We start from the raw sequence: 24341 nt of genomic DNA, 5'->3' as shown, positions 1-24341 counted from the left end.
CGGAGCCACTAAGAATTTTTTAATACGATGTGGTAAACCACATTGCCGGCGTCGCGACAGCGGTCAATGGCTTTTTCCAGGATTTCGAACAAATTGGTTTTCACCAGATAACGGATCGGATCGGTTTCGTTGGCATAGACGTCGCGATACAACTCAAGGATTTGATCGTCGGCTTCCGCTTCAATAGTTTGCAGTTGATCGTTAAGTCTTTTGACTTCGTCCAAATCCATACCTTTACGCAACTGGGCAACCATTTGTTCCAAAACTTGGCAGGCTTGTTCCAGCATGGCAGCGCGGCTGTTGAAATCGACATCGCCGATGCGCTCCGATGCCAGGGTATAACGCTCGGCAAATTTTTCGACGATTTTAGGAATCTTATACAGCGCGCCGTTTAGGGCTTCAATATCTTCGCGGTCCAATACAGTCACGAAGGTATTGACTAACTCCTCGCTGATTTGGCCGAATAAATTCTTTTCCCGGCGCCGCGCCTGTTTAAATTTTTCTAATGACTGCTGGGTGGTGGGCGTGCTTAGCAGTTCTATCAAGGCCTTGGCCGAAGCGTGTGCCGATTCCGCACTAGCTTCAAGCAAGCCATAAAATTTATCGCCTTTGCCAAAGATGGTTTGTAGAGAGAACATGGTGTTCCTTAATTGTGACGGTTTTATTACATATTGTATAACAGCGTGGCGGCATGTGTAGAAGCCGTCAGCAATTTGCCAACCGCATGCTTAGCTGATGTTATCTGGCGCCACACTGCCGGGCGCGGCTTAATCGTGTTTTTGCAAAATGTCCTTAACCGCGCGAATTGCCGATTGGCTCGCGCCGTTGGAGTGGGTATCTTCGGTAAAATCTCCGGCAAAATAGACGCGGCCTTGCGGTTTTCTCAACGACTCGGAAAGGCTATCGAAGCGCGACCGGCCGACGGGCCATGACGCTATCGCGCGCGGATGGTAACGGTAAAAGCTCATCCGTTTGACCGATTGCCGGAAACCCGGCCACTGTTTGTCAAACGCCGCCAGCAAAGCTTCCCGAATCTGGTCCGGATCGCTCATCCGCGAGTTAAACCGCTCCGCGTCCGCACCGCTGACCAATAAATTCAACAGCGCATCTCCGCCGGATTTTGATCCGCCCTCATAAATCACCCCTAAAGGACTGTCGGTCATAATCGGCAATATGCCGTCGCCGTCGCGGGTCCAGAAGCTGCTGGCGGCCTTATCCACCGTGACGTGCGCGGTAAAGTAGGCGCCGGCCGATTGAGTTTGTATCGCCTGTTTTCGCTCGGCGCTCAACGGCGGAGCGAACTGAATGTCGTTGAGCCGGAATAATGGAATCGCAGTGATCAAGTACTTGGCGCGGAATATCTTTTGCCGCAAGCTACCTTGGTCGGACGTAAGCACTTCCACATTATTGTCGGTGGCTGTGATGTGGGTGACCTGCTGGTTCAGCAGGATGCGGTCCCGGCCGATAAAATTGGCCAGCGCTTGCGCGGCTCGTTGATTGCCGCCGACTACATGGCGGGGTGCCAGACCATTGCCGGAAAAATAATGCCATTCGGCAATGCCGTCCAGCGCGCTGATTTTTCGCCAGGAGGTAGCGTATTCCGGTTCGGTTTCAATGCGCACCAACTCTTGGGCTTTGGGCGACAGGCCGCTGGTGCTTTCGATCCAGTCGGCGAAGGAAATTTCTTGCAGCGCCAGCATATCCTCGGACAAGGGCCGCAAATCCAATTGCCGATAAAGCTCGGCCATTTTTGCGTCCCAGCGTTGATAGGCTTGCAATTCGTCGGTATCCAGCACCGATGCCAGAAACTCCGGATTGGTACTTTGCGTAAACGGATACAGCTTGCCCTGGTAATAAAAACTGGAAAAACTGCTGTAAGCCGTTTCCATTGGCACATGCAAATCCCGGAAAATCTCGATAGCCGGGTTATTTTCCCAAAATTCTTCCAGACCCACTTCGGCATGTGTGCCGTCCGGATAAGCAGCGGTGCGGATGCGGCCGCCGATATGCGGACTCATTTCCAGAATCACGGTTGATTTACCGGCTTTTTTTAAATGATACGCGGCGCTTAAACCCGATAGGCCGGCGCCGACGATCAATACATCGGCGGTAAGCGGTTCGGCGGGTAAGGCGGCGGAGGGCAGGATCAGCGACAGGGCCAAAGCAATGAAACAGATGGAACGGTTGAGTTGCTTGAGGGATAGGGTAGTCATCTGCGTCGCCTCTGCGTGTTTATGGGTTGTAAGCCGCTTAGCCATTGGAATCGGCAGCCAATTCTAGCTACGGTACGAGCTAAATATTGCAGGCAAGTGACTCGAACCTAACTGATCGTCTGCTGCCTGCCGCGTCACATAATAGTCACAAACTTGTCGTATTCTCGGATTTTCTCCCATCGTAATCTGCCTGACTGATGAATTATTCCGCAACCGCACAAGGCAAAAGCTTCCATTTTCGCGATTTGCGTGTCTTGTTGGCTAAGGCTACGCCGCGCCGGGCAGCGGATGAATTGGCCGGTTTGGCGGCGGATTCCGAAGTCGAGCGCGCGGTCGCGCAGCAGGTTTTGGCAGAGGTACCCTTGCGGCGATTTATCGAAGAGCCATTGCTAGCCCCGGAGCGAGACGAAGTTTCCCGCTTGATTCTGGAGCGCCATGATCCGCAGCGGTTTGCGCCGATTGCGAATTTAAGCGTGGGCGAATTTCGCGATTGGCTGTTAACCGAGGATAACGATTTGGCGGCAATCTCTGCCGGGCTGACGCCGGAAATGGTGGCCGCGGTCAGCAAAATCATGCGCAACCAGGATTTGATTGCCGTAGCGCGCCGTTGCCGGATCGTTACCCGCTTTCGCAGTACCATTGGCTTGCCGGGCCGCTTGTCCACCCGTTTGCAACCTAACCATCCGACCGACGATCCGCGCGGTATCGCCGCCAGTATTCTGGATGGTTTGCTGTACGGCAGCGGCGATGCGGTGATCGGCATCAATCCCGCCACCGACAATCTACACAATGTCCACACCTTGTTGAGTTTGTTGGACGAGATCATTGCGCAATACCAGATTCCCACCCAGTCTTGCGTACTGGCCCACGTCACCACCAGCATGGAACTGATGCAGCGCGGTGCGCCGGTGGATTTGGTGTTTCAATCCATCGCCGGCACCGAAGCGGCTAATCGCAGTTTCGGTATCGACCTGGCAATGCTGCGCGAAGCGAAAGCCATGGCTGAAGCCTTGGGGCGCGGGAATGCCGGCCGCCAGTTGATGTATTTCGAAACCGGGCAGGGCAGTGCCTTATCCGCCAACGCGCATCACGGCATCGATGCGCAAACCTCTGAGGCACGGGCTTATGCGGTAGCCAGGGAGTTTGATCCGTTGCTGGTCAATACCGTGGTCGGCTTCATCGGCCCGGAGTATTTATACGATGGTAAGCAAATCATCCGCGCCGGTCTGGAAGACCACTTTTGCGGCAAGCTGCTGGGTCTTCCGATGGGCTGCGATATTTGTTACACCAACCATGCCGAGGCCGATCAGAACGATATGGACACCCTGCTGACGCTGTTGGGTGTGGCCGGCTGCAACTTCGTTATGGGCATACCCGGTGCCGACGACGTGATGCTGGCGTACCAAAGTACTTCGTTTCACGATGCCTTGTATCTCCGGCAAGTATTGGGCTTGCGGCCGGCGCCGGAATTCGAGGCCTGGTTGCAGCGAATGGGTATTTTCGACGGTCAAAACCGCTTGGCCGTTGCTCGCAACGCTGCGCCATTGCTGAGCAACTTTCATGGCTTGCCGAGGGCTTAACGATGAACGATCCGTGGATTACCTTGCGGCAATTTACTCAAGCCAGAATTGCGCAAGGTAGGGCAGGGTGCAGTTTGCCGACCAAGGCACTACTGGATTTTCAACTCGCGCATGCCAGCGCTCGCGATGCGGTACAACAAGTCTGGGATGTGACGGCTTTTGCCGGGGAAGTGGAAAATCTGGCGCTGGAACCACTGATGTTGGCGACGCCGGTTGTAAGTCGCGAGCAGTATCTGCAACGTCCCGATCTTGGTCGTTGTTTGACCAAATCCGGCCATGAAATACTTGAAGCGCGGGCAACCCAGTCTATCGACGTGGCTTTGATTGTCAGCAACGGCTTATCCTCGACTGCTGTGGACGAGCATGGCTTGGCCTTGCTTCAAGCCGTGGTGACAGCATATGTCGAACGCGGATTGCGGCTAGGGCCGATCTGTCTGGTGCCTAATGGCCGGGTGGCCTTGGCGGATGAAATTGGGGCGTTGCTGAACGCACGGCTGGCGGTGATTATCGTTGGCGAGCGGCCAGGACTCAGTGCCGCCGATAGTTTGGGGATGTATTTAACCTATGCACCCAAGCCAGGCAATACCGATGCCGAACGCAACTGCATCTCCAACATTCGCCCGCCGACGGGTCTATCTTATAACGCGGCCGCAGCCAAGCTGGCCTATTTGAGCGAACAGGCCTTGCAACGCGGCTTGTCAGGCGTGGCTCTTAAAGATGATATGCCGGAACAATTGCTTACCGAGATTGGTGACGCAATTTTGTTGAAGGAATGAGTGGGTAAAGCATCAGTCATGATGCATCAGTTCGATAAGGGCGAACCCATATAGGCCTTGTCGGAAATCCCGCCCCATGACCTGCTTTTTAAACGGTTTGTATGGCGGACATCTTGGCCATCAATCATGAAAATGCAGTACTCGGCCAGGTTTTTACAATGGTCCCGGCATGATTCAAGAGCGTTCAGTATTTGTAGGACGGTTAATCCCGGTCCGACTTGACGTGGATCCTGATTGATAAAACCTAGTTGGTGCCGGACAGCTTCCCATGTGGCATTCTCGCCGTCGATATTGCTTTTCAGTAGCCTGTGAGCGTTGTTGGCGTCCAGGTTGTTCAGCACATACACCAGATGCTCCAGTGCTATGCGGATGTCATCGCTTATTTTTACAATATCTCTGACCAGTTGCGCATTGGGTACGCCGCTACGGGGTTCATACAAAGCCAGAATCAATTTGCCGATTTTTCGCGTTTCATTCGTTAAATAGAGCAGGGTTCCGGAAATTTTAGAGATAGACAAGACCACTCTCAAGTCCCGAGCCACCGGGTTTTCCTGGGCAAGTAAGTGCATAATGGCTTGATGGATTTGATTCTCGCGTGCGCGAATTTCTTTGTTGAGGGCGATGACCTCAAGCGCTGATTCCAAATTTGCCTCATCCATGGCTTCCATGACCAACTCCCATTGCACCAAAATCAAGCTGAGCATATCCACGCTTGAGTGATGTAGCCGGTCAAGCTCGACATCGACGTGTTTCAGGATATGGGGCATGGCTAAGAGATTATTTTCAGGTGTCATCGTAGGTACCTTATTCGCTGGGCGCGTTTCCGAATATTTCCCTCTCAAGCCTTACCAGCTGATTCGCCGGCGTATTGTTTAAACTACAGAGTGATCTTTTTCAGGGGCGCTAAACCAGGTCATCTTACTGTAACTTTAGAAATATATCTTTAGATAAGCTATGCAAGGACTTTCCGACGCGTTTTGCCATATTCGCCTACATTGCATTAATTCAGTTCATTACGATGTTTTTGCCAGACAAGATGCTAGAAGCAAACGCTAAAGTTGCCGGCCCCCAGTTACAGGCGATGAAAGAGCTGTCCGATGCCGAAACACCATCGGTTCGGCGCTTATTGCATTATGTTGCGCCCGTTGTTACCCAAGAACGCTGTATCGATGTGCTGGACCGTTTTGTTCAGGATAAAGAATTACTGGCCGTTGCGGTTGTCGATCATCAGCGGACCCCGGTTGGCATCGTGGATCGCGGGCTGATCAGTGAAATTTTCCTCAGACCATTTTCCCGCGATTTGTTGCACAACAAACGTGTCGTCGAGATTATGGATGCCAAGCCAATTATCGTGGATATTAACGCGGGCATCGACGATGTCGCGCAGATCATTATCGACGCCGGCATGCGGCATATGGTCAACGGCTTCATCATACTGGAGAACGACGTCTATGTCGGCATGGCAACCGGTCACGCGCTACTGGAAGATATTACGCATCGCCGCCAGCGTGATCTCTACGTACTGGCACATTATGACCAACTGACCGGTTTGCCGAATCGCTTGTTATTTAATGATCGTTTGGAGCAAGGCTGCCGCAATGCGCAGCGTAACCACAAAATGTTGGGCCTGGTTTTTTTTGATCTCGATCGATTTAAATATATCAACGATACGATGGGGCACAGCTTTGGCGATAGGCTATTGCTGGAAGTTGCCGCGCGATTATCGGCAAGCATCCGCCGCAGCGATACCGTCGCCAGATTGGGGGGTGACGAATTTGTGCTTATTTTACAGAATCTCGAAAGCGAAGCTGATGCCATTGTCGTGTTGACCGGGATTGTCGACAAGCTTCGGGAGCCGATGCCCATTTTCGAGCGCGAAATACAAATCACCGCCAGTTTAGGCATGGCTTTTTTCCCGGACCACGATCAAACCATTGATGGCTTGATTCGTAAAGCCGATGCGGCGATGTACGAAGTGAAAGAGCGCGGGCGTAACGCATTCCTGATTTACAACGCCAAAATGGATCATGGCAAAGTCGAACGCATGAGTTTGGAGACTCAACTGCGCATGGCGCTAAACAATGGCGAATTGTCCTTGTCTTATCAACCGCAGATCAAACTGCCCTCGCTGGCGGTGGTGGGTGTGGAAGCCTTGCTACGCTGGCATCATCCGCAATTAGGCGCGGTCCCGCCGAGCACTTTTATTCCGATTGCCGAAGAAACCGGCTTGATTATTTCCATTGGCGAATGGGTGCTCAGGGAAGCTTGCCGTCAGCATTCCAGTTGGATGGAAGAGGGTTTGCCGGCGCTGCGCATGGCTGTGAATATTTCCGGTGTGCAATTCAAGCAGCGGGATTTTTGCACACTGGTAAAGCGCTTGGTTGAAGAGGGCTGCATAGACCCGCAGTATCTGGAATTAGAGTTAACCGAAAGCGTGGTGATGACGCAGGCAGAGCACGCAGTGCAAACTTTAATGGATTTGCGGGCCTTGGGTGTCAAGTTGGCGATTGACGATTTCGGTACGGGGTATTCAAGCCTAAGCTATTTACGCAAATTTCCTTTGGATCGAATCAAAATAGATCAGTCCTTTATTCGACATATCAAAAATACACCGGCCAACGAAGCAATTGTGCGCGCCATTATTGCCTTGGGGGAAAGCCTGGGTCTGGAAACTGTCGCGGAGGGCGTGGAAAATAGCGATGAACTGGAATGTGTTACCAGTCATCACTGTCATGAGGTGCAAGGCTATCATTTTGCCAAGCCTTTGCCGGGGAATGATTTTAGTGTGTGGCACCGGCAATTTATTAGTTCCAACCGGTGTTCAGCCGGGAGTAATGTTTAAGTATCGCGCGCGCTCGGAAAAAATCAGGTTGATGGTTTTGCGTTAAGACCATAGTTTTTGCAGCCGACGTTTGTAGCGAGTGTGGGCTTTTTCAAATAGCCGATTAAGCCGGTCTTTTAGTATTGGAGGGGTGCAGAATCCATTTTGGTTGCAACGATTGCAATTTTGCTCAATTAATCGCCGGATGCTTTCTTGCAAACACCAGGCTTGTTCTACTAATTTTTTTACTGATACTTTCACGTAATATTCTTCTTTGATCAGGAGCTTGGTATGTCGGCGGAAAAAACAAAAGATGATAGAAAAAAAGTTTCTTTGAATAAAGAAACGTGTAAAACATTGAATGCGTTTTCCAGGTTAAACGCAGTAAAGCTGCGCTTGGTTATTGATTCCATGGTTGATATTGTCTTAAGTGATGAATATCTCAGCAGTCGGGTAATAGCACTTGCCTCGGAAAAAGAGACTATGGAAAAAGAATAGCAGAGTCAGAAAATTTAGCCCGAAGTATCGGTAAGCGTTGCGCAAATATACCTGATTCTGCCCCTAAACGTCCGCTAAATACTTGAGAAAATTTACCCGTCATCATCGCGTCATAATCTACCCAAATAATCGGTGGATATTTTTGTTGAATCAATAGCGAGAAAAGTCGTAGATGTTTAGTCGCAGCCGACGACAGTGTTGATATGTGTTGTATTTATTAGCCGGCAATTTGGCCGGTAAAGTCATTTTAAGCGGAACATATGCAAGCTATAGAGATAAGAGCGGAATGGAATAGCGATAAAGCTGCTTGGATCGCCACCAGCGGTCTATTCGACCAGTTTGAAATCGAAGCGGCTACCATCGACGAATTGATCGACTGCCTCAGAGTTCGTATCACGAAGGTTATAGGGCTAGAGCAGATTAGCCGCGCTCCGGCGAGTCACCGAACTTTTATCCTTACCAAAATCTGGCCGGTCAGTAGTCAGGTTTCTCTTATCTAGGATACGGCTTTAGGTTCAATCTCGGCGGATCAACAAATCAAGAATGATAGATCGGCCATGCAACTCTCGCTGCTAACTCTCAACCTGCACACCTATCAGCAGCATCCCCGACATTGCTGTTTCGACACCATGCATCAGCATGAGCGAGAAGTGCATATCATCGCTGAAGCGATAGCTCACTTGGGAATGGATGTCGTATGTTTTCAGGAGGTGGGCGAATATTTGCACGACCCCATCACTCAGCCCTATGGCGAATCGCCTTCCAATATGGCTTTCCGGATTTGTCAGAAATTACGTGGGTGGGGGCATTGGTACAATATTCATCAAGACTGGAGTCATATCGGTTTTCATCGCTGGCGGGAGGGCACCGCCATCATGAGTCGATACCCGATGCGACATAACTATTCGGCCTATGTCTCTGACGATTGGCGTAAAGACAATTACATGTCGCGCAATGTCACCGTTTCTTGCATTGATGTGCCTTGGTTCGGCTTGTTGCATGTCGCCAACGCCCATTTGAGTTGGGCGCATCACGGGTTTTTCCAAGAATATTCCCGACTCAAACAACTAGTCGATTCTCGCCGCTATTTCGGTGTTAGAGCCGATTTAATGGTGGGTGATTTCAATGTGCCGGCGGGAGAGCATGCCTATAACCACATTGTGGGTACCGGCGAATATGTCGATCAATTTTATGAATTACACCCTCAGCGATTTTACCAGCCTAGCTATCACGGCCGGATAGACGGCTGGAAACATAGCCCTCCCAAGCGAATCGACTATATCTTTAAAAGAAACGGGCATCCGCTACGAATCAAATCCATGGATATTATTTTTAATGATGAATTTTATCCTGTCGTTTCCGACCATTTTGGTTATTTTGCCAAATTCGATTTATTTTAAGTGTTGGGTTGCATAAAATTCTTCGGTTAGCCGTGGGGTGTGATTTATTTAATATAGATGAAATATTTTTCATGTTAAATAAAATCACGCTGGCAAAGCCATCTCAAAGCGCGGTTGTTCTATCGAGATGGCGTCTAATAGAGCTGGTGTTTACCAAGTTTTTGACGCAGGCACTGAGTAATTCATATGAAAATACGGTTTTTGGCTATTTTAATGATTATGGTCTTGCCGGCTTGCGGAACCTTAACGGCAAAAGACCCGATTTGGCCGGATGATTTGCCCAGGTATGCTTATTTTTTTAATGAATACCAGCGGGACGTAGTAAATACTAATAGTCAAACACTGGATCAATACTTAACCTGGGTGAAACGCTTTTATCAGGGGTGGGAGCTTTACCCCAGTGGCTGGAATAATATTAAACAAGATTTATTGCTGAGAATTAAAGACCCGGTTTTGGCGGGAGAAGTGAAAGAAAAAATGGATGATTTGGGATTATCCATTTCTCGCGAATGGGCAAAAAATAACGATACCCGCGTTATAAATACCCGGCATGTATCAATCTGGGGTAATGCCTTGCTGAAGTCTTTACAGCAAGGTGAAACCTTGGAAATTATCGAGCGGATTACTGCGGATGTACACGATTTAATTGCCAAGAAGATTTCTGCCGATGTGATCACTGAAAATCGTTTCTATGCAGAGGAAGACATTTTTAAAGATGTCAATTAACATGTCTTATACCGCGAGATGGTTTGCTTATGCCGGTATGGAAGGTGTCAATTCAAGGCGTATCCAACAGACTCTAAGGCATTAAACCCTGAACATTTAACACGTCTTGAAGCGACTCGAAACCGTCTACATGAAATGCCGTGATGCCAAGGTTTTGCGCGCTTTGGACATTGGCGGAACAATCATCGAAAAAATAGACTTCAGAAGGCTCAACCTCACACTGGCTTAAGGCCAATGCAAAGATCTCGGGATCGGGCTTAATAGCGCCGAGCAAATGCGAAAACAAGGTGATATCAAAATCGTCCTTAAGCTCACCAAAGTGTTGCCAATGCAGCGGATTCGAGTTGCTGAGGCAGCCCACCCTGTAGTTTGTACGTAAATCGCTAATGGTTTCGCGCGCGCCTGGAAAAAACTGCCGGGGCCAGGATGCAAACTTTTTCAGAAATATCCGCGGCGTAACCCGTAGCCCCCATTCGGCGATGAATCTCTCCGCAAACTCCTCGGGTGTGCTTTCGCCGCGCTCAAATTGCTGGACCGCTGGCGAATGTAACCAGCGCGTCTTGAGTGCCGAGTTTTCGAGAGGCTTGGGCAGCAGTCGATTCAAATGCTCGAACACGGAGCTTTCTATCAATACTCCGCCCAAGTCGAATAACAACAGTGAAGGAAAACGCATCTAAATCTCCTAGTATCAAACCCAGCTTGATTACGGCTAATTCGTCACCATGCCGCGCGTACATACTAGGAGAAGAATGTGTCTTGATTATTTCAACGAAGGCCTTTGAAAAAATATTGGTAACGACGGCCTGATGCGTCTGTTTTTTAAGCGAACGCTTGGTCTGATTTATTCGAGTTAGGTACTGTATTTTGGTCCCTACAAACTTGCAGATCAGGATCTAATTCGGCAAGGAAAATAACGCATTTTCTGATCTGAAGTTACGTAGTGAGGCTGGTTGCTGTTGTTAAAAAACTGTAACAATTGCCGGGTAAAATTGGCTCCTTGATTAAGCATCACCGCTTCTTTTGGAAGACAAAACTTTAAGTTAAAGCTTTATTGATATGGGGACCTTTAAAAGTTTAGAGATCCCATGAGATAAATCGCTGGTTGTGCCGACTTAATGGTATTGCTGCCAAAGAAAGAGGCTCTTTTAAGCGTAATTAACACAAACTTGATATGACCACCGAAACCCCAACCGTCCCCACTTTAACGATAGGCGATAAAACTCACCCTATCGACAGCCTTAGCGAGATCGCTAAAGCGCAAATCACCAATTTGCAAATCGTGGATGCCGAAATTCAACGGCTTCAGCATCAAATCGGCATTGCCCAAGTCGCCCGTGAGAGCTTTCTGGCCACGTTACAAACCGAATTTGCCAAACTGGGTTAACCCAAGTTTTTGGCCTTACCTGCTGTCACGATACTTACACACGCTCTTTATAAACTTGGCTGGGGTAGCGCGAGTCATGTTGCGCCGATGCTACCCGATAAACCGTCGCAGTCACCTGGCTAAGGTGGCGATGGTCAATAACAAACAAGTTTCTGGAGTAAGTGATGAAGACTATTAAAGCACTCGGCTGCTGTGTGCTGATTTTCGGTACTACGAATTGTGTTATGGCGGATGCGGATAATCGCCATGAGCGCCGGGAAGCGCCGCATGCCGATAAATTTTCCATCGCCTTGATCGGCGACCTGCCGTATTCCCCGGCGCAAGAACCCGAGTTTGTGAATTTGATGGCCGATCTGGATCACGCCAAGATCGCCTTTACGGTGCATGACGGCGATTTTAAAGGCGGCAGCGTGCCTTGTAAGGACGGTCTGTACCAATTGCGCTTGAAACAATTTAATGATTCCAAGCATCCGTTTTTCTACGTGTTCGGCGATAACGAATGGACGGATTGCCATAGAGCTGCTGCCGGCGGTTACAACCCGTTCGAGCGCTTAAGCTATCTGCGCAGCCTGTTTTCGCCTAACGATCAGCGCAGCATGGGGCAAAAACAATTGCCGCTGGAACGCCAAAGCGCCGAATTTCCGGAAAATATCCGCTGGAACTATGGCGGCGTTTTGTTTGTGGGTCTACACGTGCCTGGCAGCAACAACGGCCTGAGCACGCGTGCCGACTTTAAAGCGACCGCCGAGCAAGAGTATGCGCAACGTAATGCTGCCAATCTGCAATGGTTGCAAGACTCTTTCGCCTTGGCCGCCGAACAGCATGCCGCCGGCGTGATGTTGTTTGTCCAGGCTAATATGTGGGACTTTATTCCCGCCGCCAATCTGACCGGCTATGAAGATTTCATCGTGGCCTTAGCAGCCGAAACCAAGGCTTTCGGTAAGCCGGTGGTGCTGGTCAATGGCGACAGCCACTATTTCCGCATCGACAAACCGTTGCCGTCGAAATTGCCGTCTGAAGTTAAAGACAGTGAATTCCCGTTCATCATGCCATGGGAATCCAGCGCGCCAAGACTGCAAAACTTTACCCGTGTCGAAACCTTCGGCAACCCTAATTCGCATTGGGTGAAAGCTAATATCGATAGACACGATCCCAATGTGTTTTCTTTTGAAGAGCGCATTGTTAAGAAAAACATCGCTCCCTAAATGTTAGCTTGGGTCAAAAAGTGCTTGGTAAATAGGCATCGGCACCTTCTGAGCTGCTATCGACAAGGTTGGCGGTAAGTTCCTAAAATCCGGTTGCTTATTCGGTCGCAGAACTTGGCCGCCCAGTAGGTACTTTCTCGACGTTCTCTATGGCTTTTTTGAGTTCGTCGGGATTGGCCTGCGTCAACAAATACAAGCCAGCCCGGAGAATTTCACTTTTCTTCACATGAATTCCAGCCGCTAGGCAGGTTTTTTTCAGTTCCGAAATTTTCCGATAATCGTGTTCCGGGAAAGAAAAGCTATCCCGAATGACTTTGGTTTTTTGAGGTTTGCTTTTTTTAGGCAAAGGCTTTTCTTCGCTACCGATGGTTTCGGCGATCAGTTCGGGTTCGGGATTTATAGTTGATCCTTCAATATTGGCTTCGGTGGGCGTAGATTGACCGGCTTCATTTTTCGACTTCGATTTCTTGGTGTTCATCACGGTTTCCTATCGGGTGAGGGAGGTTAACAGTATAAACCGTATATACCATTTTTATAGAAATCTATTCAACTGAAAGATAAGCACAATTGCGTCCTCAGACTATTTTGGGTCCTTATCGAAGCGCACTTCGTATTTTTGAGGGGTTGCGCCATTCATCAAATTGTCACCAAGCGGTTTTAGACTCCGGAGTTGCCAACTCTGTCACGTTTTTTGTCTTAAATCCTTGGAGACCCTCATGAAATTTAAAGTAGTTCGATTAACCGCCGTCGCGACGCTGGTCGCTTTGGCCGGTAAAGCTCAGGCGGCATTGCCCAACGGCGTGGCCGCCGGCGATGTCAGCCAAGGCTCTGCGGTACTGTGGGGTCGGTCCGATACCATCGGCGATTTAAATTTTCAGTACGCGACCGATAGTGCTTTCACCCAGGTCATCGGTTCCAGTTTTAGAACGGTGAGTGACCCGTTGGCGCCGGTCAAATGGGATGTCTCGGGATTGTCCGCCGATACCACCTATTACTACCGCGCTACTGATAGTGTTGGAGCGGTCGCCAGCGGCCAGTTTAAAACCGCTGCGGCATTGGGAAACACTACCGGTCTGCGTTTTGGTGTATCCGGCGATTGGCGCGGCGAATTGCTGCCTTATCCGGCCGTGAAAAACGCCAGCCAGCGCAATCTGGATTTCTTCGTAGCAATGGGCGATACCATTTATGGCGACGTTGCCTCCAACGCCAACGGCGGTCAACAACAAGCCCAATCCCTGGCCGACTATCGTAACAAGCATGCCGAAGTATACAGCGCCAAGGGTGGCATGAACGGTTTGGCCGATCTGCGTCAATCCACCGCCGTGTTCGCGACGATAGACGACCACGAAGTGACTAACGACTTCGCCGGCGGCGCCGACGTAGCGACCGACGCGCGTTTCAACGCCGATCCGGCCGGTACTCGGATCAATGACAGTACCTTGTACAATAACGGTATCCAGGCTTTTCAGGAATACAATCCGCTTCGCAACGAGACTTACGGTGCCACCGGCGACGCTCGCACTGCCGGCGAAGTAAAGTTGTACCGCAACCAAACTTTCGGCAATGATGCGGCCTTGATGGTGTTGGATGCGCGCTCGTTCCGCGACAAAGAATTGGCTGATGCGAACCCGTTAAGTCAAGCTTCGGTTGGCGGCTTCTTGGCAAATGCGTTTGACCCGAGCCGGACTATGCTGGGCAAGCAGCAAGTCGCCGATTTGAAAGCCGACCTGTTGTCAGCCGAGCAAAATGACGTCACCTGGAAATTCATCGCCGTACCGGAACCGATGCAAAACTTGGGGGTGGTTGGCGCCGGCGACCGCTTTGAAGGGTATGCCGCCGAACGTACCGAGATATTGAAATTTATCGACGACAACAAAATCGATAACGTCGTGTTCCTGTCCGCCGACATCCACGGCACCTTGGTGAATAACCTGACCTACCAAGTCACGCCTTTTAGCGAGCAAAAAGCCACCAACGCCTTCGAAATCACCACCGGCTCTGTAGCCTACGATGCGCCATTTGGTCCAACGGTTGCGCAACTGGCGGCGGTGGTAGGTTTACTGACTCCGCAACAAAAAGCCTTCTACGACGCGTTGCCCAGCATCGCCGCCAAAGACAGTTTCATCAAGTCGGTGACCAATGGTGCCTTGACGCCGCTGGGTTACGACCCGCTGGGCTTGGACGCCAATCTGGCTAGTGCCGACGGCAAAATTCAAGCCGAATTGCTGCAAGGAGATTACGTCGCGACGCACACCTTCGGCTGGACCGAGTTTGAAATCGATCAGGTCACTCAGCAGTTGCTGGTCACCACCTACGGCATTCCAGCCTATAACGTGGGCGATATTGCCAACGATTTGAGCGGCATCGTTAGCCGCACGCCGCAAGTCGTCAGCCAATTCAGAATTACACCGACCTCCGTGCAGCCGGTACCGGTTCCAGGCGCGGCCTGGTTGTTTGGTAGTGCGTTGCTGGGCTTGGTGTTCGGCAAGCGCAAAAAAGCCTAGTTAGACGGTTGGCTGGGTATGTCTATTCGTTAAACGTTTGCGCAGTTCTTTCCCCTCTTTGAAAAAGAGGGGCCAGGGGAGATTTTATAAATAAATCCCCTGGTCCCATTAAAAAGGGCAAGCGCCTTAACTAAACGGAATCGGAGTCCTCCTCAGCCAGCCGATTGAGAAATTTTTAGATCAATAGCCAACTTAATTTAATCCGGAGAAACAATATGAAACTTCGCTATACCCTATCCGCCGTTCTGGCAGCGCTGCTCGGCAACACTGCTCAAGCCGCACCTTTTTCCTTGGACTATATTGGTCAAAACATCGTCGCCAGCGGCACCGTGTTCAACGGCACCACAGTGGGCGGTTTGTCGGGGATCGATTACGACAGTGCCAACGGCAGATATTTGGCGATCAGCGATGATCGCTCGGCATTAAATCCCGCTAGATACTATGATTTGAGCCTGAACCTTGCTCAGTTCAACAAGAATTCGGCGCCGGGCGCGGCCGGCGTGACATTTAATGGTGTCACAAATATTTTGACGCCGAGCGGTAGCACATTTGCGACAAACACCGTCGATCCTGAATCCATGCGTTTGCATAACGGTAGCTTGTTCTGGACCAACGAGGGTCAGCGGGCGACAGCAGGTTTTCAAAACCCCACCGTCCGGGAAATGAATCTGAACGGCAGTTATGTGCGGGATTTCGCCGTGCCAACTTACTACAATCCCAGTGGCAGTGTCAGCGCGCTGAACGCAGGCGATACCGGTATCCGCAACAATCTGGCGTTTGAAAGTCTGACTTTTTCCAACGATGGTAAAACGTTGTACACCGCGACCGAAAACTCGTTGGCTCAAGACGATGCCTTGCCGGCCTCCGTTCTGAACGGCTCCGAGAGCAGAGTATTGGCGTTTGACAGCGTTACCGGCAACGCGGTTGGCGAATACGTTTACACGACCGACGCAGTGGTAGATGTACCAAACCCAATCACCAATTTTGCCACCAACGGTTTAGTCGAGTTACTGAACATACCGGGCTTGAGCGATAGTTTTATTGCCGTCGAACGCTCGTTTTCGGCGGGAATTCCCGGCACCGGCAACAACATCCGTCTGTACCTGACCAGTTTAAGCAACGCCAGCAATCTGATAGGAGTTGACGATCTGGACAACGCGCCGGCCTACACCAGCATGACCAAGGAGTTGTTACTGGATTTGAGCACCCTCACCAACAGAGACGGCTCGGCCTTGGCTTTGGACAACATCGAAGCCATTACCTGGGGTGAAACCTTCAACGGCAATCCAACCTTGATCCTGGCCTCGGACAATAACTTTTCCGCTACTCAATTCACCCAGTTCCTGGGCTTCGAAGTAAAGGCCGTGCCGCTGCCAGCGGCTTTTCCGTTGTTCGGCACTGTGTTGTTGGGCTTGGGCGCCAATGGCTTGCGGAGAAAACGCCGGAAAATGGCGTAAGTTTTTTACCGTAGTCGATCGTTTTAAGGTGTGGAGGATGGATTCGGCTCCACACCTTCCCAAGTTCAGGCTACTTTCAAAAGTTTAGATTTTGAGGAGCCAGTTTTACGAAATTTGCACTCTTCAGGACGAGGCATTCAGGGGTCCTGCTAATAAGCCTAAGACAAACAAAAAATGTGCAAATTCTTCCTCAAGTTTTTCTAAAACTATTTCCGTAACTCAGGCGCCGCTTAAAAGCGGTTTTTGGGTCGACGCCTAACCACTCGCAAGCTTATTGCATCCGAGCATCGCTAGAGTATGTGATTTTATGCAGCAAGTAAGAGTAACAGGATCAGTTCTTAACTTCAGATTTTCGGTTATTGGCGCAATACCGCGATTTTGATAGAACTTGTTATTCTGCTTTTATACATTGGTGAACTAGTACATTTGTACTGGTACAGATGTGGCTTTGAATTTTAGCGAGTATCTGACTTATGATTAGGAAAATACACGTAACTAAAAAAATGCGGTAACCATAATGAACCCCGTTTTTTATCAGGTCTCAAAGATAACCTGGAGTTTGATACGAGGTTTAAAATATTTTTATCAATCTCTGATTAATGAGGTTTTTCAAGAAAAATTTATGCAAAAGTTATTTAATAGGGATTTAAGTTAATGGCTTGTTCATCGATTTGTCTTGAAAAACCGCATTAATCAGCGGTTCTCTAAGGTTCCTTAGAGTGGTTAAGCCTTAAGTTATTTTAATAACACCCAATACCGAAAAACTGATAAGGATAGGAACATGACTAGTCAATATAAAACGCTTGCTGAATATTTGTCAGTAATTTCGCTAATTACGTTACTGTTTGTAAGCTGGAACGTGTCGGCTGAGATGATCATTTCTGACATGAACCCGGAAAAGGCATCGCCTGGGCAGACAGTAAACATAACAGGACAAGGTTTTCCTGAAAAAGACAAACTCGAAATACATTTAAAAAAATCTTCAGGTCCAGACAAAAAACTTACTTTTGACATCAATCCAACGAAGGATATTATCACTGTCAATATACCTAGTGACAATGAAATTGTAGCTGGCACATATAGTCTAGAGCTTAAAGATACAACGAACAATGTTACAACGAAAACCCCAAAGAATTTACTGATTGAGCGCTATGAAGAAATTACAATTTCTGATCTGAAACCAGATAGGGCGCCGCGAGGGGGGGCTATAAAGATAATAGGGAAAGGCTTTCCAACTGATAAAAGTAAAATCAAAGTAAGCTTAAAACTCAGCAGCGGGGACAAAGAGCTTAATGTTGACAGGGTTGATACTTCTTCAAACTCAACGGAACAGATTATTGCTGTCAATATACCAAGCGATAATACGATTATAGCTGGGAAATATTCGCTTTCACTTACTTTCAATGGAGCTGGTGGCGAGTATTCTGTCCCGAAGGATTTAACGGTTTACCCACCAGTAACAGGAGATCGCACGCCGACCATAACCGGAGTGTATCCGACCGTGGTTTATCCAGAGGAAAACACAGGTACGTACTCAATAACTATATCAGGCGAAAATTTCAGCTCATATGGCTTCGATAACAAAATACACCGTTATGACTCATCAGGAAAATCGCTCGGCGAAATACAAGTGGCCTGTTGGAATAATAAAACGAAAGATGGCAAAGTATGCATTGAAGAACAAATAAAGGGAGAAATCGATGGCGACTCGCTCAAAATTTCTAACCTCCCTAAACAAGACAATAATGTGGGCAATCAAATTCAACTAAAGATCGCCGACAAAGAATCGTCACGCTCCACTCAAAAAATTACGTTCGCGTCCCGCAGTAAAGATTTTCCAAAACAAGTTGCAGTTACGGCAGCCATAGTTTTTTTTGCCATTTTACTGTTTGTTTATTTTGTTACCAAAGCAAAAAAAGGCACCCAGATTGCCGGCGAGGATAATAAATCCTCTTTTTTTGGTCGTTTATTTATAGAACCTGAGACCAACACCTATAGCCTATCGCGCATGCAGTTTTATATATGGACTGGGGTTGGAGTCTTTGGCTATGCGTATCTTGCCGGATCGAAGTGGCTGGTACAGGGCTTATGGACGACCCTCGTCGAAGTTCCGCAGAACTTGCCTGGGGTAATTTTAATTAGCACCCTCACTGGGATTGGCGGTTTACATCTGCAGGAGTCGCAAGCCAAGGGCGCCGGCCCTGAAAAACCAAGTCTAGGCGATTTTTTTATGACGGGCGGAGTGATAGCGCCGGAACGAGTGCAGTTCGTTGTCTGGACCGTGGTGGCTGTTATAGGATTTATAACCCAGTTGTTGGCTACCGACCCCGGAATTATTACCGATCTGCCTAAAATCCCCGATGGTTTTTTGGAACTGATGGGAATCAGCTCTTTCGGCTATTTAGGCGGTAGATTCATCCGCAAACCCGGACCGATACTAGAGAAAATAACTTCTTCGTCTAGCGGAAGCGATTTTAAAGTGGTGTTGGAGGGTAAAAATCTTCCGATTCCAGAAAATGCCACCTTCAAATTAGGCAATAAGACTTTGACGATAAAGCCTGATCAGTTCAGCGACCTGAAACCACAAGATCAAGGTTCGAAACTATTGAAGGCGCTGACTATAACAATCAAAAAAGGCGATAAAGACTGGGTTTCAGGAGGCGATTTTACTATCATCAACTCAGATGGTGCGCAAGAATCAACATTAAAACTAAATGTTATCGACATAACAGACATAACGCCGAACTCCGTGTCACAAAATTCGACAACGACTTTAGCCGTCGCAGGGGAGAACTTCTTGGAAGGTATTAAGGCGAGTTTTGAAATGCCTGTGGGCAATGTTGCAAAGGATTTCAAATCAGAAGTTACGTTTACAGATAGCAAGAGTCTAAAGATAAGTCTGACGACTCCGAGCGTTACTAACACAGCAAAAGCGACTTTAATCCTTACCAATCCTGGAGGTTCGGTAGCTAGAAAAGAATTTGAAGTCAAGTAAATCGGTAAGACGGTTTAAGGATGTAAGGATGTAAGGCGGATTCGCCGATAGGCAATCCGCCAGGATTTTAAAACCATATAATCGTTTTATGAATATTAAAATAAGATTTTTTCTATTGATTGGTGTTTTCTATTTTTTCGAAACCCCGAGTTTTGCTCAGGAAAAGCAATATCCAAAAGAAGCGTTGAGCATGATCGTTAGCAACTTTCCGGAACAATTCTGCGAAACTCCACTTGCTAAAAACTGTTTCAAGTTTTCGGGAAGTACTTGTCAGATTGAGGTCAAAACATCGACTGATAACTGTAATTCCAAATTAACGAAACCGTCCCAACTGACCCGCTCGGCGATAATAGCTTTTGGAGAAAACTTGGGTGGCTGTGTTGTACCGGATTTAGCTGAAAAGGGTTGGGCTATTGAAGGATCCTCCTGCAATACGGAGGTAGATAACCTGACTGATTCCAACCATGTTTCGGAATGGGATATTGCGATGATTAAAAAATCGTTGGCCGATGGATGCAAGCAGGGAAGCTCCAAAGGCAGAGATGATCCCAGCGCAGAACAATGTGAGTGCATTTCTCTTGACCTCGATAAATCCATACCCGGAGAAACTTGGGAAAAAATTGCCAAGGCAGTGCGGAAAGGCGCGCCAATAAATACTTTACCTGACTTTATGAGTGCTTTTAAAGAGTCGGTATTGAAATGCCGTCAAACTAATGCTCAATGATTTTTAGGACGACATTTCCGTGTACAAAAATATTTTTACTGAAACTGTTGCTCGCACGCTAGGCATTCCTGGGTCCAATGTTTTACATCTACACAGAGCCTAATATCAATGTCTGAAACTTACGCAGGCATCGTCCTAAACCCTGGCAGCAAATTGAGCCATGAGCGTTACGAAATTTTGGAGTTTTTAGGTGCAGGTTCGATAGGAAATGTTTACAAGGCTTTTGATAAGCAACGCAACCAACGAATTGCAATCAAAATCTTAAAATCTCATTTCACCGGCGATGGGCCGATTCGGCAGAATTTCTTGGATAAAGCGAAACTTAACCAGACTTTAGCGCACCCCTGCATTGTCAAAGTATTCGACGTTGGCGAGGACGGCCCCCTCGCTTTTTACACCATGGAGTTTCTCGAAGGAAAACCCTTGGGGCAATTTTTTCGAAACCTTCGGTCAGAAGGCAAGACTTTGGGGGTTAAAAGCGCGATAGCGCTAATAGAGCAAGCCTGTCAGGCGCTTGAATACGCTCATGGAAAAGGCATCGTACATGGCAGTGCATACATCGAGAATTTATGGCTCGGCAATACCGGCAAAATCAAAATAATGGAATTCGGCTTTGGCGCGCATGCAAGTTTTCTGACCCCGGAACAAAGCTATTGCTTCGATGGCAGTCAAACCAGTGATCAGCGAAATGACCAATTTTTATTGGCATTTGTACTGTGCTTGTTATTGACGGGCAATAAGCCGGCCGCATTGCCTTACTCAGGCTGGCCCAAGAATGTACCTAACAAATTGGGAAGCGTGGTGGAAAAGGCGTTGGCAATGCCTGACGAACGCTTCCAGACTATCCGACAGTTCCGTCTGGCATTGCGTGGTCAGCATGACTTCCAGAGTAGTCGGCTTGGGCGAATGTTCGCCTCGTTCACAAATTCCTGTTTGGGAACCCGGCCTTAAAAGCTCAAGCATTCAGTCGTTTGTTTGAGAAGCAAGAGCTTCCGAGCCGCTAGCGCCTGAGCTGGAGCTTGGGCTTGGGCGCCAGAGAAATGACATTACGGTCTAACAAGGCAGTAAGGCAATGGACTCGCCGATAGGTAATTCGCCAAGGCTAAAAAAAAGCCACACCAATGTATAAATTAATTTAAGAGCCGACTTTTCATGGAGAACAAAACAATGAGCTTTATAAAATACGACAAACATTTGCTTGTGGCCGTTTTGTTGTTTGGGCTAAACAACGCCTTTGCTGCATCATCGGCAACAGCAACTGCCGGTACCGATTCTTCGGGGAACATCAGTTGTTTCGCTGGGGAAGAATGTACCGAAGCGCATGCGATTAGCGGGGCGACGGCTTGGGCCGATGCCTTGGCGATAGCCGGACCCGGTTCGGCAAAAGCCATGGCGAGTGCAACGGCGATCAATACCGGACTTCAAGCAGCCGATGCCAGCGCGATGGTGGAAATTGTCGGAGGCGGAGTGTTGATCAGAGGGGGTGGGGGCATTGGCGATAGAGTAACTGTTAGAGGCAAGGTGGTTGTGGAATCGGCTCTGGACTATGGTTTGTCCGGTATCGCCGGCTCCAATGGCAGTTGTTGTTCAATCAACTCGTTTTTGTCCTTAAGGGTGGCTTTGGAACGAAAAGATCCGGATGTGGGCTATACGGGCGCTGCGGATTTTGAATTCGAGATCGCCGATACTTATGAATCAGTGGCGCCCGCTATCAATGTACCGTTTACCGGTACCCAAGCTGTTTCGATAGTTGAAAACGGCGATGGTGTTTTAAGTCCGAACGCAAAAGGCGCTTACATAAACGCTGACCCAATAACGTTTGCCTTCACGATGGGGTACGACGAAGAATTTCGGATTCGCGTCGGTTTGGAAGTGTCTGCCAAAGCCGACGCCAGCAAAAATCCCGGTTGTGTCATGTACGATCCGGCGTGCGTAATCGACTCCACTCTGGAAGACAATATTGCCTGGATCACGTTGGATGCCGGCCACTCGCTGTATTGGGTTGGTATGGATGCAACGGATGAACAAGGCAATCAGGTCGGTTTTGTTTCAAAAGCCGGTTTCGATTTGTCTCGAAGTTACATTCAACCCGTACCGTTGCCAAGCACTGCAATGTTTTTTATTTCCGGTGTTAGTTTGGTTTTCGGTCGCCGTAGAAAAATAGTAGCGTTATCGCCTTAACTTTTTCTAAGTATTTTGCGGGCTATCAGCCTTTCATCTTGGACTCACGATTTACTATGGATCAATTAACCCGAAATGACTCATATGCGCCGCTTCTGATGAAGTTGTGCTTTCTTTTGTTGTTAGTCACCAGTGCTCCGGCTGAAGCCAGAAGAGGAAGTGTTAGCGTTTGTTTTGGTACGACTGATCATTTTTACGATTTGGGTGAATTAAAAGTCTCGGATCAGCAAGTCAAACAAACGGGTATGCCGGTCGAATGGACTTCAAGTGAGCATCAATTTGGTATTCATTTACAGGATCACTGTCTGGTTGTTCGGACCAGCACAGAAGTAATCGGCTATGCAATCTATAAAAAAAATTCTAGCCAATATTGGGCTTTAGACGACACTACCATTCAAACATTGCAGAAGTTTGGCGTGCTTCCAAACCCCATGCCGCCACTGGAGGTGCCAGTGGATGAAACTGTCGGCGGCGAGTGGCTTTGGGCTCTGGCTATCTTGGCTGGTTTGGTTCTAATTGGCGCCTTGGTGACTTTTGTGTCCGATAAGCAGCAACGTCGTGTCGTCGCTAAAGTTGATAAAGTGTTGGCTGGTAGTTTTGTGCTGCTATTGCGCGAGGTGTTAGTTGATGTTGCGCGGATGGATAGGAGTTTTGATGCCAGTAAACTTCCGGCGATACTTGCTGTTATGCGAAGGCTGGGGGTTGCTGATAATTTGCTCTCTGCGGCTAATTCAGATGCGATTCCTTCAGGAAAATTATCAAGAAAGCTATTGCTCGCTTATATCAAGGCGGTTGCCGGTAATATCAACGATCAGCAAAGGAATATTGTACTAACCGGGATTGCGTCCGTGATTTCGGCGGAAGGTAAATTAGGCAGAAGTAAAAAAGCTGTGTTTCGGCAATATATTATCGCGTTGGGTTTTCCAGAAAATCAGGCGGAAAAGATCATGAAGATGGTACTCAGTGCTTAATTGGATGGCTTGGCCGCGTTCCCAGGCAGATTTAAAGTGGCTAAGGGTAAATTGCCAATCCATGCGGTTTTGAAACTCAATTTACCTAGCGGTTTAGGCAGTGGATTTTATTCTCTTGGGTACAAAAAGCGTGTCCCTTATTCGACGCATGCGCTATTCGGTTAAATTGAATCTACCCAAGCGGCTTTATTTTCGGTGTATCCATAAAAATCGTGAATCGGAGAAATCAAGTGATACCTAAATCCCCCATAACGCATTGTTTGGCTTTGGCTGGCTTGATGTTGGTCGGTTGTCAAAACACGCCCAAACCGTCGGCCGCCGTAACGGAAAAACCGGATGCCGATCTGGTGATGATGTCCGGTGTTGGAGGCCGGCAAGCAGCGGGTTCCGCGTTTGGATTAAAGCCGATGACCTTGGAGGAATTGACAGCGTGCGGCAAGCGCTTGGTCGCGATGAACCAGGAGTCGGCGCAATTGAAAGTACTTATTAAAAAATTGACCGCCAAAAAAGCTGACATTGCACGGCAAGTCGAAGAGCTGGAAGTGGAACGTTCGAAAGTCGATGTGGGTAGCCGGCAAAAAGTCGCCGATTTCAACCGTCGCCTAGAACAAAATCGAGACGTGATTTCCCAATACAATTCACAATCGGAAGATTATAACGGTAAGGTGAACGCGTTGAGCCTTGAAAGCAACCAGTTCAACGCCAATTGTGCCAGCCGAGCCTACCGTGCGTCCGATGCCGAAAAACTGCCCGCAGATTTATTAGCGGCGATGCGGGGTAACTCGCAAGTAACGGATATTCCTTTAATCGATGATGGGTTAAAGTCTGAGAGCCATCCAACTGAGGGAACTCATCTGCCTGGCACTTCATCCAGGCGTTAAAACACTGTGTACCTTTGGTTAAAAA

Annotated in this window: 22 protein-coding genes; 17 read left to right on the top strand and 5 right to left on the bottom strand. The window is 48.6% G+C overall.

What is annotated here, in order from left to right; genetic code table 11:
* Positions 1 to 8 precede the first annotated feature (8 nt).
* Entirely contained in the window at positions 9 to 638 is a 630-nt protein-coding gene (locus ACR64Q_RS14650) for a DUF47 domain-containing protein (RefSeq protein ID WP_026601582.1), read from the bottom strand.
* A 129-nt stretch (positions 639 to 767) separates the two neighbouring features.
* Entirely contained in the window at positions 768 to 2213 is a 1446-nt protein-coding gene (locus ACR64Q_RS14645) for a flavin monoamine oxidase family protein (protein ID WP_313732073.1), read from the bottom strand.
* Positions 2214 to 2410: 197 nt separating this feature from the next.
* Between ACR64Q_RS14645 and ACR64Q_RS14640 the strand changes: the two genes are divergently transcribed.
* Positions 2411 to 3793: an ethanolamine ammonia-lyase subunit EutB gene (locus ACR64Q_RS14640; RefSeq protein ID WP_313732074.1), complete on the top strand. Its 1383-nt coding sequence runs from the start codon at positions 2411 to 2413 to the stop codon at positions 3791 to 3793.
* 2 nt (positions 3794 to 3795) lie between these two features.
* Positions 3796 to 4569, top strand: a complete 774-nt coding sequence (gene eutC / locus ACR64Q_RS14635; RefSeq protein ID WP_313732075.1) for an ethanolamine ammonia-lyase subunit EutC — start codon at positions 3796 to 3798, stop codon at positions 4567 to 4569.
* Positions 4570 to 4595: 26 nt separating this feature from the next.
* Here the strand turns inward: eutC and ACR64Q_RS14630 are convergent, their stop codons facing one another.
* A complete protein-coding gene (locus ACR64Q_RS14630; RefSeq protein ID WP_313732076.1) occupies positions 4596 to 5363 on the bottom strand; it encodes a phosphate signaling complex PhoU family protein in 768 nt (255 codons plus the stop codon).
* Positions 5364 to 5605: 242 nt separating this feature from the next.
* On the opposite strand from ACR64Q_RS14630, the gene ACR64Q_RS14625 reads away from it, so the two are divergent.
* From ACR64Q_RS14625 to ACR64Q_RS14605, 5 genes are all read left to right on the top strand, one after another.
* On the top strand, positions 5606 to 7411 hold the full coding sequence (locus ACR64Q_RS14625; RefSeq protein WP_313732077.1) for a putative bifunctional diguanylate cyclase/phosphodiesterase: 1806 nt from the start codon (positions 5606 to 5608) through the stop codon (positions 7409 to 7411).
* A 270-nt stretch (positions 7412 to 7681) separates the two neighbouring features.
* The gene (locus ACR64Q_RS14620; protein WP_313732078.1) at positions 7682 to 7888 is read left to right on the top strand and encodes a hypothetical protein; all 207 of its coding nucleotides are present in this window, start codon (positions 7682 to 7684) and stop codon (positions 7886 to 7888) included.
* A 260-nt stretch (positions 7889 to 8148) separates the two neighbouring features.
* Positions 8149 to 8388, top strand: a complete 240-nt coding sequence (locus tag ACR64Q_RS14615; protein WP_313732079.1) for a DUF1902 domain-containing protein — start codon at positions 8149 to 8151, stop codon at positions 8386 to 8388.
* A gap of 57 nt (positions 8389 to 8445) precedes the next feature.
* Positions 8446 to 9288, top strand: a complete 843-nt coding sequence (locus ACR64Q_RS14610; RefSeq protein WP_313732080.1) for an endonuclease/exonuclease/phosphatase family protein — start codon at positions 8446 to 8448, stop codon at positions 9286 to 9288.
* Between the two features lie 186 nt (positions 9289 to 9474).
* On the top strand, positions 9475 to 10014 hold the full coding sequence (locus tag ACR64Q_RS14605) for a hypothetical protein (RefSeq protein WP_026601575.1): 540 nt from the start codon (positions 9475 to 9477) through the stop codon (positions 10012 to 10014).
* Between the two features lie 73 nt (positions 10015 to 10087).
* Here the strand turns inward: ACR64Q_RS14605 and ACR64Q_RS14600 are convergent, their stop codons facing one another.
* Positions 10088 to 10687: an HAD family hydrolase gene (locus ACR64Q_RS14600; RefSeq protein ID WP_313732081.1), complete on the bottom strand. Its 600-nt coding sequence runs from the start codon at positions 10685 to 10687 to the stop codon at positions 10088 to 10090.
* A gap of 498 nt (positions 10688 to 11185) precedes the next feature.
* On the opposite strand from ACR64Q_RS14600, the gene ACR64Q_RS14595 reads away from it, so the two are divergent.
* Complete coding sequence (locus ACR64Q_RS14595) at positions 11186 to 11398, top strand: DUF6447 family protein (protein WP_313732082.1); 213 nt, start codon at positions 11186 to 11188, stop codon at positions 11396 to 11398.
* A gap of 164 nt (positions 11399 to 11562) precedes the next feature.
* On the top strand, positions 11563 to 12603 hold the full coding sequence (locus ACR64Q_RS14590) for a hypothetical protein (protein ID WP_313732083.1): 1041 nt from the start codon (positions 11563 to 11565) through the stop codon (positions 12601 to 12603).
* A gap of 97 nt (positions 12604 to 12700) precedes the next feature.
* Here the strand turns inward: ACR64Q_RS14590 and ACR64Q_RS14585 are convergent, their stop codons facing one another.
* Complete coding sequence (locus tag ACR64Q_RS14585) at positions 12701 to 13081, bottom strand: hypothetical protein (RefSeq protein WP_313732084.1); 381 nt, start codon at positions 13079 to 13081, stop codon at positions 12701 to 12703.
* Positions 13082 to 13319: 238 nt separating this feature from the next.
* Between ACR64Q_RS14585 and ACR64Q_RS14580 the strand changes: the two genes are divergently transcribed.
* The 8 genes from ACR64Q_RS14580 to ACR64Q_RS14545 all read left to right on the top strand — a co-directional run bounded on the left by ACR64Q_RS14580 (position 13320) and on the right by ACR64Q_RS14545 (position 24316).
* The gene (locus ACR64Q_RS14580) at positions 13320 to 15107 is read left to right on the top strand and encodes an alkaline phosphatase D family protein (RefSeq protein ID WP_313732085.1); all 1788 of its coding nucleotides are present in this window, start codon (positions 13320 to 13322) and stop codon (positions 15105 to 15107) included.
* A gap of 215 nt (positions 15108 to 15322) precedes the next feature.
* Complete coding sequence (locus ACR64Q_RS14575) at positions 15323 to 16564, top strand: esterase-like activity of phytase family protein (RefSeq protein WP_313732086.1); 1242 nt, start codon at positions 15323 to 15325, stop codon at positions 16562 to 16564.
* Positions 16565 to 17345: 781 nt separating this feature from the next.
* A complete protein-coding gene (locus ACR64Q_RS14570) occupies positions 17346 to 19559 on the top strand; it encodes a hypothetical protein (protein ID WP_026601568.1) in 2214 nt (737 codons plus the stop codon).
* Between the two features lie 88 nt (positions 19560 to 19647).
* Complete coding sequence (locus ACR64Q_RS14565; protein WP_483823338.1) at positions 19648 to 20283, top strand: hypothetical protein; 636 nt, start codon at positions 19648 to 19650, stop codon at positions 20281 to 20283.
* Positions 20284 to 20460: 177 nt separating this feature from the next.
* Positions 20461 to 21234: a serine/threonine-protein kinase gene (locus ACR64Q_RS14560; RefSeq protein ID WP_197026937.1), complete on the top strand. Its 774-nt coding sequence runs from the start codon at positions 20461 to 20463 to the stop codon at positions 21232 to 21234.
* A gap of 216 nt (positions 21235 to 21450) precedes the next feature.
* Positions 21451 to 22464, top strand: coding sequence for a hypothetical protein (locus tag ACR64Q_RS14555; RefSeq protein ID WP_026601565.1), 1014 nt, complete (start codon positions 21451 to 21453; stop codon positions 22462 to 22464).
* A gap of 56 nt (positions 22465 to 22520) precedes the next feature.
* Entirely contained in the window at positions 22521 to 23435 is a 915-nt protein-coding gene (locus tag ACR64Q_RS14550; protein WP_155931097.1) for a hypothetical protein, read from the top strand.
* Positions 23436 to 23665: 230 nt separating this feature from the next.
* The gene (locus ACR64Q_RS14545) at positions 23666 to 24316 is read left to right on the top strand and encodes a hypothetical protein (RefSeq protein ID WP_026601563.1); all 651 of its coding nucleotides are present in this window, start codon (positions 23666 to 23668) and stop codon (positions 24314 to 24316) included.
* The last annotated feature ends 25 nt before the right edge of the window (positions 24317 to 24341 follow it).

The sequence above is a fragment of the Methylomonas sp. 2F7 genome (genome assembly GCF_057126975.1).
Note: the sequence above shows the minus strand (reverse complement) of the source record. Positions and strands in the feature narration are given on the sequence as shown.

What these genes read in the sequence shown, in the direction of transcription:
- ACR64Q_RS14625 (WP_313732077.1), top strand. Translation starts at nt 5,606, where the DNA reads ATGCTAGAAGCAAACGCTAAAGTTGCCGGCCCCCAGTTACAGGCGATG.
- ACR64Q_RS14630 (WP_313732076.1), bottom strand. Translation starts at nt 5,363, where the DNA reads ATGACACCTGAAAATAATCTCTTAGCCATGCCCCATATCCTGAAACAC.
- ACR64Q_RS14620 (WP_313732078.1), top strand. Translation starts at nt 7,682, where the DNA reads ATGTCGGCGGAAAAAACAAAAGATGATAGAAAAAAAGTTTCTTTGAAT.
- ACR64Q_RS14555 (WP_026601565.1), top strand. Translation starts at nt 21,451, where the DNA reads ATGAGCTTTATAAAATACGACAAACATTTGCTTGTGGCCGTTTTGTTG.
- ACR64Q_RS14570 (WP_026601568.1), top strand. Translation starts at nt 17,346, where the DNA reads ATGACTAGTCAATATAAAACGCTTGCTGAATATTTGTCAGTAATTTCG.
- ACR64Q_RS14575 (WP_313732086.1), top strand. Translation starts at nt 15,323, where the DNA reads ATGAAACTTCGCTATACCCTATCCGCCGTTCTGGCAGCGCTGCTCGGC.
- eutC (WP_313732075.1), top strand. Translation starts at nt 3,796, where the DNA reads ATGAACGATCCGTGGATTACCTTGCGGCAATTTACTCAAGCCAGAATT.
- ACR64Q_RS14565 (WP_483823338.1), top strand. Translation starts at nt 19,648, where the DNA reads ATGAATATTAAAATAAGATTTTTTCTATTGATTGGTGTTTTCTATTTT.
- ACR64Q_RS14580 (WP_313732085.1), top strand. Translation starts at nt 13,320, where the DNA reads ATGAAATTTAAAGTAGTTCGATTAACCGCCGTCGCGACGCTGGTCGCT.
- ACR64Q_RS14605 (WP_026601575.1), top strand. Translation starts at nt 9,475, where the DNA reads ATGAAAATACGGTTTTTGGCTATTTTAATGATTATGGTCTTGCCGGCT.
- ACR64Q_RS14595 (WP_313732082.1), top strand. Translation starts at nt 11,186, where the DNA reads ATGACCACCGAAACCCCAACCGTCCCCACTTTAACGATAGGCGATAAA.
- ACR64Q_RS14640 (WP_313732074.1), top strand. Translation starts at nt 2,411, where the DNA reads ATGAATTATTCCGCAACCGCACAAGGCAAAAGCTTCCATTTTCGCGAT.
- ACR64Q_RS14645 (WP_313732073.1), bottom strand. Translation starts at nt 2,213, where the DNA reads ATGACTACCCTATCCCTCAAGCAACTCAACCGTTCCATCTGTTTCATT.
- ACR64Q_RS14610 (WP_313732080.1), top strand. Translation starts at nt 8,446, where the DNA reads ATGCAACTCTCGCTGCTAACTCTCAACCTGCACACCTATCAGCAGCAT.
- ACR64Q_RS14600 (WP_313732081.1), bottom strand. Translation starts at nt 10,687, where the DNA reads ATGCGTTTTCCTTCACTGTTGTTATTCGACTTGGGCGGAGTATTGATA.
- ACR64Q_RS14585 (WP_313732084.1), bottom strand. Translation starts at nt 13,081, where the DNA reads ATGAACACCAAGAAATCGAAGTCGAAAAATGAAGCCGGTCAATCTACG.
- ACR64Q_RS14550 (WP_155931097.1), top strand. Translation starts at nt 22,521, where the DNA reads ATGGATCAATTAACCCGAAATGACTCATATGCGCCGCTTCTGATGAAG.
- ACR64Q_RS14650 (WP_026601582.1), bottom strand. Translation starts at nt 638, where the DNA reads ATGTTCTCTCTACAAACCATCTTTGGCAAAGGCGATAAATTTTATGGC.
- ACR64Q_RS14615 (WP_313732079.1), top strand. Translation starts at nt 8,149, where the DNA reads ATGCAAGCTATAGAGATAAGAGCGGAATGGAATAGCGATAAAGCTGCT.
- ACR64Q_RS14590 (WP_313732083.1), top strand. Translation starts at nt 11,563, where the DNA reads ATGAAGACTATTAAAGCACTCGGCTGCTGTGTGCTGATTTTCGGTACT.